Source organism: Stenotrophomonas sp. JC08, assembly GCF_052180205.1.
In the GTDB taxonomy this organism is placed as follows: Bacteria; Pseudomonadota; Gammaproteobacteria; order Xanthomonadales; family Xanthomonadaceae; genus Stenotrophomonas.
The window spans coordinates 1,473,390-1,491,731 of sequence record NZ_CP197473.1 but is presented as its reverse complement, the minus strand read 5'-3'; the positions used below and the strand labels follow the sequence as shown (position 1 = coordinate 1,491,731).

Here is an 18,342-nt window from a genome sequence, read left to right as displayed (position 1 = left end):
TGTGGAAAGTGGATAGAGACTAGCCGGTACCGCCCCCGCTGTGCAGGCATGGGGCGTCGAGCGGGAGAGGACGCCCGCCCTGACCTTCCCTGCTCCTGATTCAGGCCAGCTGCGCGGCCGCGGCCACCACATCCTCATCACCCGGCAGCACCAGTAACGCCGCGCCGGCCAGTGGGGTATAGGTGTCGACGCCGGTTACCCGACGCAGTGGAACATCGCCCAGGCCGGTCTCGACCAGCGCGGTCACCACGCCCTCGCCGACACCGGCGCTGTGGCGGCCTTCGTCCAGCACGATGATGCGTCTGGCGCCCTTGGCCTGGGCGGCGATCCAGTCGGCATTGAGCGGCACCAGCCAGCGCAGGTCGAGCACCCGCACCTTCCAGCCCTGCGCCTGCTCGATGGCCCGTGCGGCCCGCAGCGCCATCGGCACGCCGTTGCCGTAGGTGAAGATCACCAGATCATCGTGGCCCTCACCGTACACGCGGCCCTCGCCCAGCGTGAGCGCCTGTTCTGGTACCGGATACTGGAACAGCCACTGTCCGTCACCCGGCTCGTACAGGTCCTTGGTCATGTACAGCGCGATCGGCTCCAGGAAGATGCACACCCGCCCATCCACCTTGGCCAGCGCCGCCAGCGTGCGCAGCATCGCCGCCGCGTCGTCGCCGCGCGACGGACAACCCACCACCAGCCCGGGAATATCGCGCAGCGCGGTAATCGAGTTGTCGTTGTGGAAGTGGCCGCCGAAGCCCTTCTGGTAGCCCAGACCCGCCATGCGGATCAGCATCGGGTTGCGGTACTGGTCGTTGGAGAAGAACTGCAGCGAACAGGCTTCGCCGCGCACCTGGTCGATGGCGTTGTGCAGATAGGCCAGGTACTGGATTTCCGGCACCGGCAACAGGCCCATGTTGGCAAAGCCCTGCGCCATGCCCAGGATCATGGTTTCGTCCAGCAGGGTGTTGAACACCCGGCGCGGGCCAAATGCCTTCTGCAGGCCCTTTGTAACTGTATAGACGCCCCCCTTCTGTGCCACGTCCTCGCCGAACAGCAGGGTTTCCGGGTACTTGGCGAACAGGTCGTGCAGCGCCTGGTTGATCTGGATGGCCAGGTGCCTGGCCGGCTGGTTCTCCGGCAGGCTGGACTCGGCACCGAATACCTGCAGCCGTCGCTCGCCGAAGTCGGCGCGCGTGGCTTCGGCCTGCACTTTTTCCGGGGTATAGGGCGCCAGCGGGGCGATGACATCGGCCAGCGCGGTCAGGCGCGGGCGCTGGTCGGCCGCTTCCGCGGCGGCAAAACAGCGCTTGCGGGTCTGTTCGTACAGCGCCAGCACTTCGTCCTTGTCCATCAGCCCCGATTCGACCGCGATCTGTGCCGAACGCAGCAGCGGATCCCCCGCCTCCACCGCGCACAGTTCTTCCAGCGCGCGCCATTCGATTTCGAAGTCGGTGCCGGCGTGCCCCATGATGCGGGTGGTGCGCAGGTGCAGGAAGGTGGGCCGCCGGGTGGTGCGGCAATGCTCCACCGCCCGCTGCACCTCGGCATAACCGCCGGCCAGATCCAGTCCATCGGCCTGGAAGTAGTCCAGGCCGGGACGATGGCGGAAGCTTTCGGCGATCCAGCCTTCCGGCGTCTTCACCGAAATGCCGATGCCATTGTCCTCGCACACGAACAACACCGGCGCCGGCAGCTTCTGGAAGCTGCTCCACGCCGCGGCGTTGAACGCGGTCTGCGCGGTGGCGTGGTTGGCCGAGGCGTCGCCGAAGGAGCAGATGGTGATGCTGTCATCGGGAACCGGCAGGCCAAGGCCGAGGCGCTTGCCGGCCTCGATCGCCATCGCCGTGCCCAGCGCCTTGGGCAGGTGCGAGGCGATGGTCGAGGTCTGTGGTAATACCCACAGCGGCTTGCTGCCCCACACTTTGTGACGGCCGCCGCTGGCCGGGTCCTCCATGCTGGCGGCAAAGGACAGCGCCGAATCCATTACCGGATCCATGCCCGGCAGCTTGCGGAAGCGCTCGGCCATGAAGCCGCCGGAACGGTAATGCAGGAACGCCGGATCGGTATGCCGCGTCGCACGCGCCACCATCGCATTGCCTTCATGCCCGGACGAGCCGATCGTGTAGAAGACCTTGTTCTGCACGCGCAGCACCCGTGCCATCAGGTCCAGGTGACGGCTGATCAGCTGCGACTCGAACAGCTCGCCGAACCCCTGCGCATCCAATGCACTGCCCGGCAACACCGGTGCCGCATCCTGGGGGGCATGCCCGGGGCCCGGCCCCAATCCATTGACGAACTCGATGAAATTGACATCGCAGATCTCGGCACGGTTCAAGCCCTTCATCCGGGCGGGAATGGGATCGGGTACACAGGCAAACATGCAGACAAGCTCCACGGAAGCGGCAAGGTGACGGAAGGGTTTGGAACAGTGCGATGCGATCCAAGCCAGCGGTGCATCGACAGCGAGTCACGCCATCAGGAAACGCCCCACGAACGGATGGAACGCGCAATATCCCCCGGCCTGCACAGGCCATGCCGCATCAAGCAGACATCGGGGGTTCACCATGGCGACGCGTTCCGGAAAAGGTGGGACGTGACAGCGGATACGCGCTCATCACACCGCAATTGTCCGTACTTGGAAAGTGCGCCTGCAGCAATTTCATGCCCGTGCGGAACGCTGATGAAGTGGCAGGGCCTTTCATCCGCAAACACCGGCGCACGGCCCTGGAGCGGAAAGCCAGGCAGCCGCAAAGAATGTCGGCAACGGGACAGGTCAGAGGGGGGCCAACAGCACCCTACAATCAATGGCAATCACCCACGGAGAGACGCCATGCATCCCGACTTCTGGCTCCAGCGCTGGCACGATGGCCAGATCGGCTTTCATCGCGAGGAGGTGATGCCGTTGCTGCAAAAACACTGGCAGGATCTCCAGCTGCCCCGCGGCAGCCGCGTGCTGGTGCCGTTGTGCGGCAAGACGCTGGACATGCACTGGCTGGCGGCGCAGGGTCACCGCGTGCTTGGCGTCGAGCTGTCGCCGCTGGCGGTGGCACAGTTCTTCGAGGAGGCGGGAATACAGCCGCAACACCACAGCAGTCCGCTCGGCGAGCACTACCAGGCCGGGCCGATCGAGATCATCTGCGGTGACGCCTTCGCCCTTGACGATACCCTGCTGGCCGACATCGCCGGCATCTACGACCGGGCCGCCCTGATCGCACTGCCGCCGGAGCTGCGCCAGCGCTACCGCGACACCGTGTACCAACGGCTGCCCGCCGGCTGTCGTGGTCTGCTGATCACCCTTGAATACCCGCAGGAAGAAAAGGCCGGGCCGCCGTTTTCGGTGGAACAGGCGGAGGTGATTCTATTTGCTCCCGCCTGGCAGGTGGAGCCGGTCGAGCGCCGCGACATCCTCGCGCAGGAACCGGGTTTCCGCGCCGAAGGAGTGAGCGCATTGTCCACGGCGGTCTACCGCATGCGCCGGGTCGAAAGCTGAAAACCTTACGTCCGGAAACGACAAAGGCCGGCGATCCCGGCCTTTGTCACCGCTGCTGCCGGCATCAGTGCGCCGACGCACCCTTGGCGTCGATCTTGCTGGTCTGGTACAGCTCCAGGCCGATGCGCTTGATCAGGCCCAGTTGCTGCTCCAGCCACCAGGCATGGTCTTCCTCGGTATCACGCAGCTGCGCGATGAGGATGTCGCGGCTGACATAGTCGCCGTGCGTTTCACACAGCTTCACGCCGGCGGCGAGATTGGCACGCACCTGGTACTCGACCTGCAGGTCTTTTTCCAGCATTTCCACCACGGTCACGCCCGGCTCGAACGCATGCGGGCGCATGTCCGGATCGCCGCCCAGGAACAGGATCCGGCGCAGCAGCGCGTCGGCGTGTTGGGTTTCCTCTTCCATTTCGTGGCCGATGCGTTCGTACAACGCCATCAGTCCCTGATCCTCGTAGCGGCGGGAATGGATGAAATACTGGTCGCGCGCAGCCAGCTCGCCGCGCAGCAGCTCTTTCAGGCATTCGATGACGTCGGGGTTACCTTGCATGGGGGGCTCCTGATGGTTAGGACAGTGCATAGAGTGCCCGATCCGGCAGGCCGATGATCTAATCGGAATCACTTTCAATCGCGTCCCGCCCGCTTCGGGCCGGACAAGCTGTCTACAATCGCCACAGAACCGCTACCGGGGGTAGGCCTGTGCTGCGTTGGCTGCTGCGTTCACTGGGGATCGTTCTTGGCTTGTTGCTGCTGGCGTTGCTGAGCCTGTGGCTGTTGCTGCGTGGCAGTCTGCCGCAACTGGAGGGGGAGCCCCTTCTCCCCGGCCTTGCCGCTGCGGCCTCCATCGAGCGCGACGCGCTGGGGGTGGTCACGGTCACGGCCTCCAGTGAAGCCGACATGGCCCGTGCCCTGGGCTATGTGCATGCACAGGAGCGCTTCTTCGAAATGGACCTGATGCGGCGCTCCGCTGCCGGCGAGCTGGCCGAACTGTTTGGCCCCGACGCGCTGCCAATGGACCGCCACCTGCGTGTCCACCGCCTGCGTGCCCGCACCCGCGACAGCCTTGGCACCGCACTGGGCGACAAACGCGCACTGATCGAAGCCTATCGCGACGGCGTCAATGCCGGCCTGGCCGCGCTGAAAGTACGGCCCTGGCCCTACCTGCTGCTGCGCCAGACACCCCGTCCGTGGGAAGTAGAGGATTCGATACTGACCGGGCTGGCGATGTATACCGACCTGCAGGACCCGGCCAACACCCGCGAGCTGGCCTTGGCCCGCCTGCGCGAAGTCACCCCGCCTGCGCTGTACGCCCTGCTCAGCCATGACGGCAGCGACTGGGATGCTCCCCTGTTCGGCCCGGCACGGGGCGATGCGCTCTTGCCGGAGGCCGATGCCGTGGACCTGCGCAATCTGCCAGACAGCAGCCTGATGCAGACGCCCACCGCCCTGCAGCAAGATGGCCGCGGCACACCCGCCGCGACGCAGGAACACTTCCCCGGCAGCAACAATTTCGCCGTTGCCGGCGCACTCACCGCCGATGGCCGCGCAATCCTCGCCGACGACATGCACCTGGGCCTGCGCGCACCCAACATCTGGTTCCGCGCACGGCTGCGCTATGCCGATCCGGCCGCACCCGGCGGCAAGGTCGATGTCAGCGGTTTCACCCTGCCCGGCCTGCCCGCCGTGATCGTCGGCAGCAATACCCGCGTCGCCTGGGGCTTCACCAACAGCTACATCGATACCGCCGACTGGGCGCGGTTGCCGGCCAGCGCACCGCTGCGCGAGCAGCGGGAGATGATCGCCGTGGCGGGCGGTCCGGCCGAGCCCTTCATCGTGCGCGAAAGCGACTGGGGCCCGGTGTTGCACGAGGATGCCGATGGCAGCCTGCTGGCCCTGCGCTGGGTGGCACAGCTGCCGGGAGCGGTGCGGCTGGATTTTGCCGGAATGGCACGCGCCTCCGATCTCGATGCCGCGCTGGCGGTGGCCGACCGCTCCGGCATCCCTGCACAGAACCTTTTGCTTGCCGACAGCCACGGCCGCATCGCCTGGCGCCTGATCGGCGCACGTCCGGATCGCGACGGTGCGTGCCACACCACCGGCATCAACGATCTGCGGGGAAAAGACACCACCTGCCGCCCCTGGCCGGTTCGCAGCGACCAGGCGCCGGCACTGGTCGACCCTTCCGACCATCGCCTGTGGACCGCCAACACCCGCGTGCTGGACGGCACCGCCCTGGATCTTGCCGGCGATGGCGGCTATGACCTGGGGGCACGCGCCCGGCAGATCCGCGAACAACTGTTCGCCCGTGACCGGTTCCGTGAAACCGACCTGCTCGACATCCAGCTCGATGATCGTGCAGTGCTGATGGAACGCTGGTGGAAGCTGCTGCGACAGACGGTCGAACACAGTGACGACCCGGCGCTGCAGCGGATCGAGGCCGCCAGCCGGAACTGGGACGGCCATGCCAGTGTCGATTCGGTGAGCTACCGGATGGCCCGGGGCTTCCGTGGCATCACCCTAGACACCCTCGAAGACGCGCTGCTGGCGCCGGCCAGGAGCCAGCTGGGTGAGCGTTTCATCACCCCGAAACTTGCCCAGCTTGAGGGGGTGGTCTGGCCAATGCTGGAACAGCGCCCCGACCACCTGCTGCCACCTCCTTACAGCAATTGGAACGAACTGCTGGCTGACAGCGTGCACAGACTGGAGGCCGACCTGGCTGCACAAGGGGCCGATCTTGCCGGGCGCACCTGGGGCGAGCGCAACACCAGCGCGATCTGCCATCCGCTTTCACGCGCCCTGCCCGCGCTGTCCCACCGCTGGCTGTGCATGGAGCCGCAGCCGTTGCCCGGCGATGACAACCTGCCACGCGTGCAGGGCCCGAAGTTCGGCGCTTCGCAGCGGATGGTGGTCTCCCCCGGCCATGAGGCCGATGGCATCGTGCACATGCCCGGTGGTCAGAGCGGTCATCCGCTCTCGCCGTTCTGGGGCGCTGGCCATGAGGACTGGGTACAGGGCAACGCCCGCCCCTTCCTGCCCGGCCCACCCCTTCACACCCTCACCTTGCGCCCACGCTGAGCCGGCACAGGACATGCGTTGGCGCAGGCGTACCGTCCACTTCACTTCACTTCAAGCAGATGCCCGGCACCGTACAGGCGCTCGACCTGCACCCAGGCCGCAGCCGGATAACGTGCATCGGCGAAAAAGGTCTTCTCGCATCGGTTCCGCTGTTGACTGGATGTACGGGCGGCTGCACGCCACACAGCGATGGCAGCTGCAGCAAAATGGCCCGCATCACTGCGGGCCATGGATCAGCACTCAGCCTGCCAGCGCCTGATCGTGGACGCCGGCGACCGCACGGCCGGACGGGTCGGCCATGTTGGCGAAGCTGGCATCCCAGGCGATCGCCGCCGGCGAAGAACAGGCGATCGACTTGCCGCCCGGCACGGTCTCCGCCGCCGCACGGCTGGGGAAGAACTGTTCGAACAGGTGGCGGTAGTAGTACGCCTCCTTGGTCTGCGGCGGGTTGTAGGGGAAGCGCTTGTCGGCCGCGGCCAGCACCCGGTCGCTGACTTGCGACTCGGCATGCGCCTTGAGCCCGTCGATCCAGCCATAGCCGACGCCATCGCTGAACTGTTCCTTCTGCCGCCACAGGATTTCCTTAGGCAGGTAGCCCTCGAAGGCCTCGCGCAACACCGCCTTCTCGATGCGGCCGCTGGCCTTGTCGATCATCTTGTGGCGCGCATCCATCTTCATCGCCACATCGAGGAATTCGCGGTCCAGGAACGGCACGCGCGGCTCCACACCCCAGGCCATCATCGATTTGTTGGCGCGCAGGCAATCGTAGTTGTTCAGCGCGTCGATCTTGCGCACCAGCTCCTCGTGGAATTCGCGTGCGTTCGGGGCCTTGTGGAAGTACAGGTAGCCACCGAAGATTTCGTCGCTGCCCTCGCCCGACAGCACCATCTTCACCCCCATCGCCTTGATCCGCCGCGCCAGCAGGAACATCGGCGTGGAGGCGCGGATGGTGGTGACGTCATAGGTCTCGATGTGGCGGATCACCTCCGGCAGCGCATCCAGCCCTTCCTCGAAGGTGTATTCGAAACCATGGTGAACGGTGCCCAGCATCTCCGCCGCCACCTTGGCCGCGGCCAGATCGGGCGAACCCTTCAGGCCGATGGCGAAGCTGTGCAGGCGCGGCCACCAGGCCTCGCTGCGATCACCATCCTCGATACGGTTGCGGGCATAACGTGCTGCCACGGCGGCGACCAGCGACGAGTCCAGACCGCCGGACAGCAGCACGCCATAAGGCACATCGGTCATCAGCTGGCGGTGCACCGCCGCCTCGAACGCCTCACGCAGCTCGGTGAGCGGGACATCCACGCCCTGCACCGCCTCGTACTCGCGCCACGGCCGCTCGTAGTATTTGGTCAGGGTATCGGTGCTGCTGTCGTACCAGTGCCCCGGCGGGAATTGCGCGACATCGGCGCAGGTGTCGGACAGCGCCTTCATTTCCGAAGCCACGCACAGCCGGCCCAGCTTGTCGTGGCCCCAGTACAGCGGCACCACGCCGATCGGATCACGGGCGATGATCACCCGCTGCCTGGCCTTGTCCCACAGCGCGAAGGCGAAGATGCCGTTGAGGCGGTTGAGGTACGAGGCCTGCCCGCTTTCATCGACCGCGCTCTCACGGTACAGCGCGTTGATCACCTCGCAGTCCGAGCCGGTCTGGAACGCGTATGGCTGGACCAGCTCCTTCTTCAGCTCCCGGTGGTTGTAGATCTCGCCATTGACCGCCAGCGCCAGTTCGCCATCCTCCGACAGCAGCGGCTGCGAGCCACCGGCCGGGTCGACGATGGCCAGCCGCTCATGCACCAGGATCGCGCCGGTATCGACGTACACCCCGCTCCAGTCCGGGCCGCGGTGGCGCTGGCGCTGGGATTGTTCAAGCGCCTGCCGACGCAATGCCTGCAGGTCGTCACCGGGTTGCAGGCCGAAAATGCCGAAGATGGAACACATGGGGAAGCTCCTGGATTTGTGGGGTCGAACGGTGGAAGCAAGGTCGCAAGGCCAGTAACTGGCCGTTGGGTGTTGCCGCCCGGCCATCCACAAAAAAACCCGCATCAGCCGATGCGGGTTTTCTGGTCACTGGGCGTGTGGTGCTTTGGCTCAGTCGCAGACCCGCATCGGCCGCGCGCAATTGTTCGCAATCGCATTATTGCGATTGTTCGAAGCATTCACGTTGGTGCGGACGGTGCGGATCATGGGCCGACAATAGCCCGGGCTCCGGGAGCCGCGCAACTGTTTCAATGGCAATGACCGGCGTTCATGTCCGGACGGTCGCCCAGTCATCCAGCACGGCGGCTTCGACCCGGTTGCGTCCACCGAATTTGACCCGGTACAGCGCCTGATCAGCACAGCGCACCAGCGCCATCGGATCCTCGTCCGGCTGCGGATGGGCCACCGCCACTCCGACACTGATGGTCACCGGCAACCCCGCCCGGGCGGTTTCCTGCTCCACCGCGCTGCGCAGCTGCTCGGCGCGGCTGGCGGCTGCTGCCGCCTCACAGGCCGGCAGAATGACCATGAACTCCTCGCCACCATAACGGGCTACCAGTTCATCGGCATCGCGCATTCCGGCAGAGAGGATGTCGGCGACACGGCGCAGCTGAAGGTCGCCCATGTGGTGTCCATAGCTGTCGTTGAATCGTTTGAAGTGATCCACGTCGATCATCATCACCGCCAGTGGCTCGTTGTGTCTGGCACAGCCCTGCCATAGCCGCTGCAGGGCCTTTTCCATCGCATGCCGGTTGGCGATGCCAGTGAGCCCATCGGTAACAGCCAATGCCGAAAGCCGTGCGTTGGCCGCCTCCAATGCCGCCGTGCGCGCGGCGATTTTCCACTCAAGCTCGCGGTTGCGCGCATTGACGCTGCGGGTGCGCAGGCGCACCACCATTGCCACGAACACCACGCCAACGCCGCCAAACAGCAACCATGCCCAGACACGCTGATACCAGAACGCCGCCACCTGCAGTGGATAGTCCACCGGCTCGGTCGGCAGGTCACCACGCACCCGTGCCTGCAGCTGGAAGGTGTAGTCACCGCCCGGCAGGCGTTGATAGGTCAACTCGCGCCCGGCGCTCCAAGGCGACCATACGTCATGGTAACCAGGCATGCGGTAGCGGAACTCCACTTCCGGCTCCATGCTCTGGATACCAAAGCGCAACACCAGCCCGGCACCGGCCGGCAGCTGCCGCGCTGCAGCTGGAGACAGCGGCAGCACCTGTGCCCCATGACCCGGGCGACGCAGCTCAATCCGGTCCAGTCGCGCCCTGGCCGGGGCAAGCGTGGGCCCGGAATGCGTTCCGTCCAGCTGCAGCACACTGTCGCGGGTGACCACACGCACCTGCCCGTCGCGATGCAACGCCGGCGTGGCAAAACCCGGCATGCGACCGTCACCGACCCGCTGCAGCTCGAAGTCAGTCGCGCCGGGCCTGCGCCACCACAGTTGCCGCGAGGTCCAGGCAAAACCGCCCTGCTCATTGTCCTGGCCCTCCAGCTCCCATGGCGACATCAGCCCGGGAAGCGGCGGCAGTGCGGCGGCGACAAACCGCTCACCGTTCCACCTGCTCACCCGCATGCCGGAGATGGCATACAGCTCACCACCACTGGCAAACACGCGCGTGCCGTACCCGGGTTCCAGCAGCACGCCCTGCTCGGCGGTGTAGCGCCGGTGTTCCTGCAACTGCCCGGTATCCAGATCCAAACGCCAGTAGTGCACACCGCCAGCGCCATCACCGGCCCAGACTTCGCCCGGCGCCACTTCGTACAGCCCCTGCAGCACCCTGACCTGGCTGGGCCACTGCGCCCTCACCTGCCAGCGTCCGTCACGCTGCTCCAGCAAGTTCATCTGCCGGATACCCCTGGCCAGCATCCACCTGGAATTGAAGGCTGAAGGCAGCAGATGGGTGACGCTGTTGGCCAGTTCCACATCAAGCAGGCGCCTTGGTTGGTCCGCACCCGGATCAAGCACCATCAACCCATGCCGGTCCCCGACCACCAATCCCGCATCGGTACCCCGCAGGGCGAACGTTTCCATATCCGGATACGGCCAGGGCAGTTGCGAAAATTGCGGGCTGCTTCCGGCCGAAGCCCGCGCACGCCAGACGCCCATACCGGCCACCCACAGCTGGCCGTCATACCAGGTGCTGTCAAACAGTCTTCCCCCCAGCCCATGCCGGTGGTCATAGCGAGTCCACGGCAAGGACAGGCGCAGGCGTGTGAGTCCGCTTTCGCCCACTACCCACAGGCTCCCCTCGGCATCCTCGACAAAGTCATGCATGCCGCCGCGGTTGGGCCTGACACTGTCGAGCAGGCGCAGATCAGGGGAGAAACGCAGCACGGTGCCATCGGAACTGCCAATCACCCAGCCACCGTTGGCCAGCGCAATGCCGGTGTAGGGCGCATGCTGAACGAAGGCGGTATCGGCCTCGCTGCCGAGCTTGTGCAGTTGCCTGCCATCACTGAAATGGAAACCATCACCCGCGGCCACCAGCAGCCCACCCTGATACGCCCAGACGCCGGCAACACGCAGATTGGCCAGTGCCCCGGTACCGGCAACCCGTTCCGGTGCGGAGGCCCCCATGCGATACAGGCCCTCTCCCTCGACCCGGTAATAGACTTCATCACCGGCAACCATCAGCTTGAAGCTGCCAGCCCCGATCAATGCCCGACGCGAGGTCGTGCCATCGGAACGCAACTCAAAAAAAGCGCCGGCACTCACCGCATGGATGCCGCGCGAGGTTTCCCCAAGTGAATAGACTTCGGCCGGCACCCGCAGCGGCCCGGCACTGGCCAACCGTGGCAACAGATCCACGAAATCATGGGTACCGTCCGGGCGCGGGCGCAACTGGCCGAATACACCATTGCCGGCCACGTAGATGCTGCCATCACGCGCCAACAGCAGCGAGTACACCGGGGCGCTGCCAGCGACCTCCAGCACCTCCCACACGCCACTGCGGAACAGCATCACCCCTTCACCGCTACCCGCATAAAGACTGCCGTCGGACGTGACGACAACATCCGCATAGGCAGGTGGCGCAGGCAGCTGGTTCGCCCCGTAATGGCGCAGCAGCGGCCACCCCTGTATTGGCGTGGTGGCCTGCGCTACCGGCAGCAGGCACAACATTGCCCAGGCCAGCAGCCCAACCACGCAACGCATTCGAACTTGGTCCATCTCGCCCCCCCGGCAAGATCCGCCCAGCTGTCAGGTAAAGCTCAGCCGAGCAGTTTTTCGATCAACGTCCGATAAAGATCAGGCAATGCCTCAAGATCGGCTACCCGCACATTTTCGTCCACCTGATGGATGCTGGCGTTCACCGGCCCCACTTCAATGCACTGTGCGCCCAGCGGCGCGATGAAACGGGCATCGGAAGTGCCGCCACCGGTGCTCTCGACCGGCTCCACTCCCGCGAACCTGGCCAGCACCTCGCGTGCCACCTGCCGCAGGCGCCCTTCGGGGGTGTAGAACGGTTCGCCACTACGGTGCCAATGCAGCTCATAGTCCAATGCGTGCCGGTCCAGCAGCACGGCGATTTCCGCCTCCAGCCGCTCCGCATCCCAGTGCGGGTTGTAGCGCAGGTTGAACACCACCTGCAGTTCGCCGGGAATCACATTGGACGCACCGGTGCCGGCATGGATATTGGAAATCTGCAGGCTGGTCGGCGGGAAGCTCTCATAGCCGTCATCCCAGTGTCGCGCGACCAGCTCGGCCAGCATCGGCGCGGCAAGATGGATCGGATTGCGCGCCTTGTCCGGATAGGCGACATGGCCCTGCACGCCGCGCACGCTGAGCGTGCCGGTAAGCGAACCGCGACGCCCCACCCGCAGCAGGTCACCCAGCCTGGCCGTGGACGACGGCTCGCCGGTGATACACCAGTCGATGCGCTGGCCGCGCTCGGCAAACAGGCGGGCGACATGGCGCACGCCGTCGATGGCATCGCCCTCCTCGTCGCTGGTCAGCAGCACCGCCAAGGTGCCGGGATGCTCCGGGTGCGCGGCGACGAACTGCTCGGCGGCGACGACAAAGGCGGCCACGCTGCCCTTCATGTCGGCGGCGCCACGGCCGTAGAGCACGCCGTCGTGTACTTCCGCAGTGAACGGGTCACTGGCCCAGTCCTGCCGCGGGCCGGGCGGCACCACATCGGTATGTCCCAGCAACACCAGCACAGGGCCGCCCTGTCCGTGCGTGGCCCACAGATTGTCGACTTCGCCCAGCCGCAGCTGCTCGATGGCGAAACCGGCAGCGGCAAGGCGGCCGGCGATCAGCGGCTGGCAACCGGCATCGCCCGGCGTCAGCGAAGGGCGTGCGATCAGCTCGCAGGTCAGGTCGAATACGTCGCTCATGGAACCTCGTGCTAAAGCGCCTGCGGTGCGCGCGAACTGGCTGTGATGGCTGCGGCGGCAGGTGTGCCGCCACGGCCGCCGGGAATCAGGTGATGTTGAAGCGCTTCTTGAAGCCGGTGTCGCTGAAGCCCTGGCTGAACTGGCCATCGGCAGTGATCACCACCGGGCGCTTGATCAGCTGCGGATACTCGCGCAGCAGCAGCTTCCACTCGGCCTCGGAACCGGCCGCCTTGCGGCTGTCCGGCAACTGCCGCCAGGTGGTCGAGGACCTGTTGATCATCGCTTCGAAGCCGCCGGCCTTGCCGGCCCATTCCACCAGTGTTTCCGGGGCGGGCAGGTTGTCGCGGTAATCGACGAAGGTATGGGCGACATCGAAGCGCTCCAGCCACTTGCGGGCCTTCTTGCAGGTATCGCAGTTCTTGAGTCCGTAGATCGTGGTCATTCTGTAATCCGAAACTTGCCCGTCAGTCCCCGCCGCAATCTCGGGCCGGGCGGGCGGTTATCGCCTCCGCTGTCGGGAGGCGCTCGCGTCATGCAGGCCGATAGCCTACCGACGGCATTCTCGCCTTCATCAACGCAGCAGCGGAACACCCGATGTGCGCCTCAGTCGGCCAGGCCACGCAGCAGTTCGTTGACGCCGGTCTTGCTGCGGGTCCGTGCATCGACCTGCTTGACGATCACCGCGCAGTACAGCGAGTGCGTGCCGTCCTTGGCCGGCAGCGAACCGGACACCACCACGCTGTACGGCGGCACGTAGCCATAGCTGACCTCGCCGGTGGCGCGGTTGTAGATGCGTGTGCTCTGGCTCAGGAACACGCCCATGCCGATCACGCTGTGGTGGCCGACCACCACGCCCTCCACCACTTCCGAACGCGCGCCGATGAAGCAGTGGTCCTCGATGATGGTCGGGCTGCCCTGCAACGGCTCCAGCACACCGCCGATACCGACGCCGCCGGACAGATGGCAGTGCTTGCCGATCTGCGCACATGAACCCACCGTCGCCCAGGTGTCGACCATCGTGCCTTCTCCCACATGCGCGCCGATATTGATGAAACTCGGCATCAGCACCACGTCCTTGCCGAAATAGCTGCCGCAACGGGCAATGGCCCCGGGCACCACGCGCACGCCGGCCTGGCGGAAACGGGTTTCGTCATAGCCTTTGAAGCGCGGATCGACCTTGTCCCAGAACGGCGCCGGACGGCCGTCCACCACCGCCATGTCGTTGACACGGAAATACAGCAGCACCGCTTTCTTCAACCATTCGTTGACCTTCCAGCCGCCGTCACCATCGGGTTCGGCAACCCGGAATTCACCCGACTCCAGCCCAGCGATGACGCGATTGACCAGCAGCCGGGTGGAGCCCTCGATCTCGTCCATGGTCAGCATCGCGCGGCGCTCGAACGCGCTTTCAATGCCGAACTTCAGCTCCGCCACGCCGGGGGCCGGTGGCTTGCGCAGGCTGCGTCCGCCATGCGGAATGACGGCAGCGGGCTTTGCCTTCCTCGGTTTGCCAACGGCTGCCGGCGAGACCGGTGCGCTGGCCCGCCGGGTCGCTGCCGTTTTCTTCGCCGGCACGCTCCCCGGTTTGGCAGCCGCGGGCTTTCTGCTGGCGGCAGCCGCCTTGGCCGGCACGGATCCGGCCGTCTTTTTCGGTGCAGCCTTCTTTGGAGCAGCCTTCTTGATTGCAGTCTTCTTTGTTGCAGATCGGGTAGCCATCAGCGCAGATCTCCGGAGTCCCTGTCGGGTTCCAGACAGGCCATCAACGCCGTGCGCAATGACTGCCGGGAGGAATCATCAAGTGGTTGATCGTGGTGGTCGGTCAGCTGGAACTGGTCTTCCGCACGCTCGCCGAAGGTGGCGATGCGCGCATCATGCACGCGCAGCCGCTGGTCGCGCAGGACATGCGCCACATCCGCCAGCAGGCCGGGGCGATCAGGCGCGACCAGGTTCAGCAGCGTGCAATGCTGCTCGCGTGCGTCGATGAACTCGATCCGGGGAGCGAAGCGGAAATGCCTCAGCCGGCGTGGCATCACCCGCCGCGACGGCCGCAGGATCTGGATGTCGCCGGCCAGCGCCTTGCGCAACTGCGCCTCCAGCCGCGCGGCATCACCATCGGCGAAGCTGTCGGCCGGAGTGACCTCGAAGGTATCGAAAATCGCATCCTCCGGACCATCGAGCACGCGGGCCCGGTGGATGCCATAACCGGAACGGTCCAGCGTCATCACGATCGCGGCAAACAGGCCATCGCGATCCGGCGAGTGCACGAACACTTCCAGCGCATCGCTTTCCGGCGCGATCCGCCGCACCTTCACTAGCGTGCCGCCCTTTTGTATCTCCACCAGCGATGCCGCCTGCCAGACCAGTTGCTCGGGACGGAAGCGCACGAAGCCTTCATCCGGCATCGCCGCCAGCTGGCGTTCGATCACATCCTCGGCGTACCCGAGCCCGCGCATCTGCGCGCGCACGCTGTCGCGCGCCTCCTGTACCCGCTCGGCCTCGGGCAGCGGATGTTCGAGACCTTCGCGCAAGGCGCGGCGTGCAGCGAAGTACAGATCGGCCAGCAGGCGGTCCTTCCATGCATTCCACAATTTGGGACTGGTGCCTGCGATATCGGCGCAGGTCAGCAGATACAGGTAGTCCAGCCTGTCGCGGGTTCCCACCAGCCGCGCAAAGCGATGGATGACTTCCGGATCGCTGATGTCCTGTTTCTGCGCGGTCATCGACATGCGCAGGTGCTGTTCCACCAGCCAGGTAACCAGCCCGGTATCGGAACTTCCCAGCCCATGCGCGCTGCAGAACGCCTGCGCATCCACCGCGCCGAGTTCGGAATGATCACCGCCCCGGCCCTTGGCGATGTCATGGAACAGGCCAGCCAGCAGCAGCAGCTCCGGCTTGCGCAGCCGCGGCCATACCTCATGGGCGATGGAAAAACGCTCATCGGCACGGCCCGTGGCGAAGCTGCCGATGTTCCGCAACACCATCAAGGTGTGCTGGTCGACGGTGTAGACGTGGAACAGGTCGAACTGCATGCGCCCGGATACCTGCGCGAAGGCCGGAATCCACTGCCCCAGCACGCCAAGGCGCGCCATCCGAGCCAGCGTGTCCACCGCGCGCGGGCCGCGCAGAAGGGCCATGAACTGCTCGCGCACCGCTCCGTCCACACGCGTGTAGGCGGGGATCTCGTCGAGCATTTCCGCCAGCCCACGCGCGGTCAGCGAGTGCAGTCCACGTACCTCCGGCGTACGCGCCCAGCAGGCGAACAATGCGAATACATGGCTGATATCCGCATGCGGCCACAGCGGATCGTCCGCCGACAGGTAGCCGCGCCGCAGCGAGAAACCCGTCCCCACCGGCTCGGGCACCGCCTCGCCGTCGAACTGCTCCTCGAAACGCTGCAGCAGGCGATCGCTGATCCGCCGGATCACCGCAGCGCTGCGGTAGAACCCCTGCATCATTTTTTCGACGGCCAGATTCTCGGTGTCGTCGCTGTAGCCCATCCGCTCGGCCAGCGCCTTCTGGTAGTCGAAACGCAAACGCTCCTCGGCGCGCTGCGCCACCAGATGCAGGCCGAAGCGCAGCCGCGCCAGCACCTGGCGCTCGCGCTTGAGCGCGGCCGCCTCATCCAGCCCCAGATGGCCCAGCCCGACCAGTGCATCGATATTGCTGACGCCGAACGTACGCAACGCCATCCAGCCCAGCGTATTGAGATCGCGCAGACCGCCGGGCCCCTCTTTGATATCCGGTTCCAGATTGTCGGCGGTATCACCAAAGCGCTGATGACGCGCCAGCAGCTCCTCGCGCTTGGCGAGGAAGAAATCACGCGCCGGCCAGACCAGGGTGGGCGAAACCGCACGTGCCAGCAGTTGTTGCTCAGCGGCCGTGGCATACAGCGGGCGGGACTCGATCAGCGCGGTCAATACCGTCTGTTCGGCAGCGGCCTGGGTACATTGCGCTGCCGAGCGCACCGCATGGCTGGCCGGCAGGCCGGCATCCCACAACACCGCAAACAGGCGCGCCAATGCCGCCTCGTGCGCCTGTTGCGCAGCGGTTTCTCCCAGCACCAGCAGATCGATATCCGAGCGCGGAAACAGCTCGCCACGGCCATAGCCACCGACCGCGAACAGGGCCAGTCCCGATCCGGCAGGGATACAACGTCGCCACGCCTGCCCGATCAGCTGGTCGACCGCGCGCGTCCGCAGCGCGAGCAGGCGTTCGATATTGGCACCGCGCTCAAAACGCCGGCACAAACCGGCATCGGCATGGGCCAGCGCCTGTTTCGCATCGGTGATCCAATACATATCGCCGGCAGGCCCGGCCGGTATTTCCAGTCCGTCGCCTGCCGGCAAGGGCCTCATGCGAGCGCGGCTCGCTCCTGCCCGGATTCGGCCGGAGACAGCGTCAGCACTTCCACACCGTCTTCCGTCACCACGATCGTGTGCTCCCACTGTGCGGAGAGCTTGCGGTCCTTGGTGACCACGGTCCAGCCATCGGGCAGCACCTTGGTGTGGCGCGCGCCCTCGTTGATCATCGGCTCGATGGTGAAGGTCATGCCCGCCTTCAGCACCAGCCCCTGTCCGGGACGGCCGTAATGCAGCACCTGCGGCTCGTCGTGATAGACCTTGCCGATGCCATGGCCACAGTACTCGCGCACCACCGAGAAACGCTCGGATTCGGCGTATTCTTGGATGGCATGACCGATGTCGCCGAGCGTCGCCCCCGGCTTGACCGCACGGATGCCGCGCCACATCGCTTCCCGGGTGGTTTCCACCAGGCGCTTGGCCATCACCGAGGGCGTGCCCACGTAATACATGCGGCTGGTGTCACCGTGCCAGCCATCCTTGATGACGGTCACGTCGATATTGACGATGTCCCCGTCCTTGAGCACCTTCGTCTCGCTCGGAATACCGTGGCAGATGACGTTGTTGACCGAGGTGCACACGGTCTTGGGGAACCCGCGGTAGCCCACATTGGCTGGAATCGTCCCCTGCACATTGACGATATGGTCGTTGCAGATGCGATCCAGCTCTTCGGTGGTGACACCGGGCTTGACGTGCGGGGTGATGATGTCGAGCACCTCGGCCGCCAGACGGCCGGCGATGCGCATCTTCTCGATTTCTTCGGGAGTTTTCAGATGGATTGCCATGCGGTGGATTATCGCTCATTTCCCCGCATCGCTGAATTCCCCGGCCTGCCCGGCCCGGTCGCCCACACCAGCCACCTGCCCCGGTTTGCACGCAACCCCCGGTGCCCCGTATACTTCCACGGCTCTGCGGGAGTTTTGTCGCCTGCGGAACCGCCCACATCGAGCGCCCTTCGATGAATTCACACCTGTCGCCCCCATCCGTGCCGGGGTGCCCTGCCAATACAGGGTTCGGCCACGAGAAGCGCCAGGGAAGCCCAACCCCGGAACCATGCGTACGCGCACCGCCACACCTATTCCGGCGGCCGGTTCCCCA

General features: G+C 65.7%; 12 protein-coding genes. 2 read left to right on the top strand and 10 right to left on the bottom strand.

All coding sequences use genetic code 11. The annotated features are described in order from the left end of the window. Positions 1–100: 100 nt before the first annotated feature. On the bottom strand, positions 101–2,371 hold the full coding sequence (locus ACSBPQ_RS06815; protein WP_442684273.1) for a thiamine pyrophosphate-dependent enzyme: 2,271 nt from the start codon (positions 2,369–2,371) through the stop codon (positions 101–103). 450 nt (positions 2,372–2,821) lie between these two features. Here ACSBPQ_RS06815 and ACSBPQ_RS06810 point away from each other — a divergent pair, with 450 nt between their 5' ends. Next, entirely contained in the window at positions 2,822–3,481 is a 660-nt protein-coding gene (locus tag ACSBPQ_RS06810) for a thiopurine S-methyltransferase (protein ID WP_442684272.1), read from the top strand. Between the two features lie 64 nt (positions 3,482–3,545). Here the strand turns inward: ACSBPQ_RS06810 and bfr are convergent, their stop codons facing one another. Next, positions 3,546–4,034: a bacterioferritin gene (gene bfr / locus ACSBPQ_RS06805; protein WP_442684271.1), complete on the bottom strand. Its 489-nt coding sequence runs from the start codon at positions 4,032–4,034 to the stop codon at positions 3,546–3,548. A gap of 149 nt (positions 4,035–4,183) precedes the next feature. On the opposite strand from bfr, the gene ACSBPQ_RS06800 reads away from it, so the two are divergent. Then, a complete protein-coding gene (locus ACSBPQ_RS06800; RefSeq protein ID WP_442684270.1) occupies positions 4,184–6,559 on the top strand; it encodes a penicillin acylase family protein in 2,376 nt (791 codons plus the stop codon). Positions 6,560–6,600: 41 nt separating this feature from the next. On the opposite strand, the gene ACSBPQ_RS06795 is transcribed toward ACSBPQ_RS06800, so the two are convergent. The 8 genes from ACSBPQ_RS06795 to map all read right to left on the bottom strand — a co-directional run bounded on the left by ACSBPQ_RS06795 (position 6,601) and on the right by map (position 18,029). Then, on the bottom strand, positions 6,601–6,789 hold the full coding sequence (locus tag ACSBPQ_RS06795) for a hypothetical protein (protein ID WP_442684269.1): 189 nt from the start codon (positions 6,787–6,789) through the stop codon (positions 6,601–6,603). A gap of 10 nt (positions 6,790–6,799) precedes the next feature. Continuing rightward, positions 6,800–8,500, bottom strand: coding sequence for an asparagine synthase B (asnB, locus tag ACSBPQ_RS06790; RefSeq protein ID WP_442684268.1), 1,701 nt, complete (start codon positions 8,498–8,500; stop codon positions 6,800–6,802). A 307-nt stretch (positions 8,501–8,807) separates the two neighbouring features. Beyond that, positions 8,808–11,717: a diguanylate cyclase gene (locus tag ACSBPQ_RS06785; RefSeq protein WP_442684267.1), complete on the bottom strand. Its 2,910-nt coding sequence runs from the start codon at positions 11,715–11,717 to the stop codon at positions 8,808–8,810. 41 nt (positions 11,718–11,758) lie between these two features. Beyond that, on the bottom strand, positions 11,759–12,886 hold the full coding sequence (gene dapE, locus ACSBPQ_RS06780; RefSeq protein WP_442684266.1) for a succinyl-diaminopimelate desuccinylase: 1,128 nt from the start codon (positions 12,884–12,886) through the stop codon (positions 11,759–11,761). An 85-nt stretch (positions 12,887–12,971) separates the two neighbouring features. Beyond that, the gene (locus ACSBPQ_RS06775) at positions 12,972–13,328 is read right to left on the bottom strand and encodes a Spx/MgsR family RNA polymerase-binding regulatory protein (protein ID WP_442684265.1); all 357 of its coding nucleotides are present in this window, start codon (positions 13,326–13,328) and stop codon (positions 12,972–12,974) included. Between the two features lie 161 nt (positions 13,329–13,489). Beyond that, positions 13,490–14,602 carry a 2,3,4,5-tetrahydropyridine-2,6-dicarboxylate N-succinyltransferase gene (dapD, locus tag ACSBPQ_RS06770; protein ID WP_442684264.1) on the bottom strand — a complete coding sequence of 371 codons (1,113 nt, stop codon included), beginning with the start codon at positions 14,600–14,602 and terminating at the stop codon, positions 13,490–13,492. Beyond that, on the bottom strand, positions 14,602–17,241 hold the full coding sequence (locus tag ACSBPQ_RS06765) for a [protein-PII] uridylyltransferase (protein WP_442684263.1): 2,640 nt from the start codon (positions 17,239–17,241) through the stop codon (positions 14,602–14,604). The genes dapD and ACSBPQ_RS06765 overlap by 1 nt, the downstream gene beginning before the upstream one ends. Then, positions 17,238–18,029 carry a type I methionyl aminopeptidase gene (map, locus tag ACSBPQ_RS06760; RefSeq protein ID WP_442684262.1) on the bottom strand — a complete coding sequence of 264 codons (792 nt, stop codon included), beginning with the start codon at positions 18,027–18,029 and terminating at the stop codon, positions 17,238–17,240. Before map ends, ACSBPQ_RS06765 begins: the two co-directional genes overlap by 4 nt. Positions 18,030–18,342: the final 313 nt, after the last annotated feature.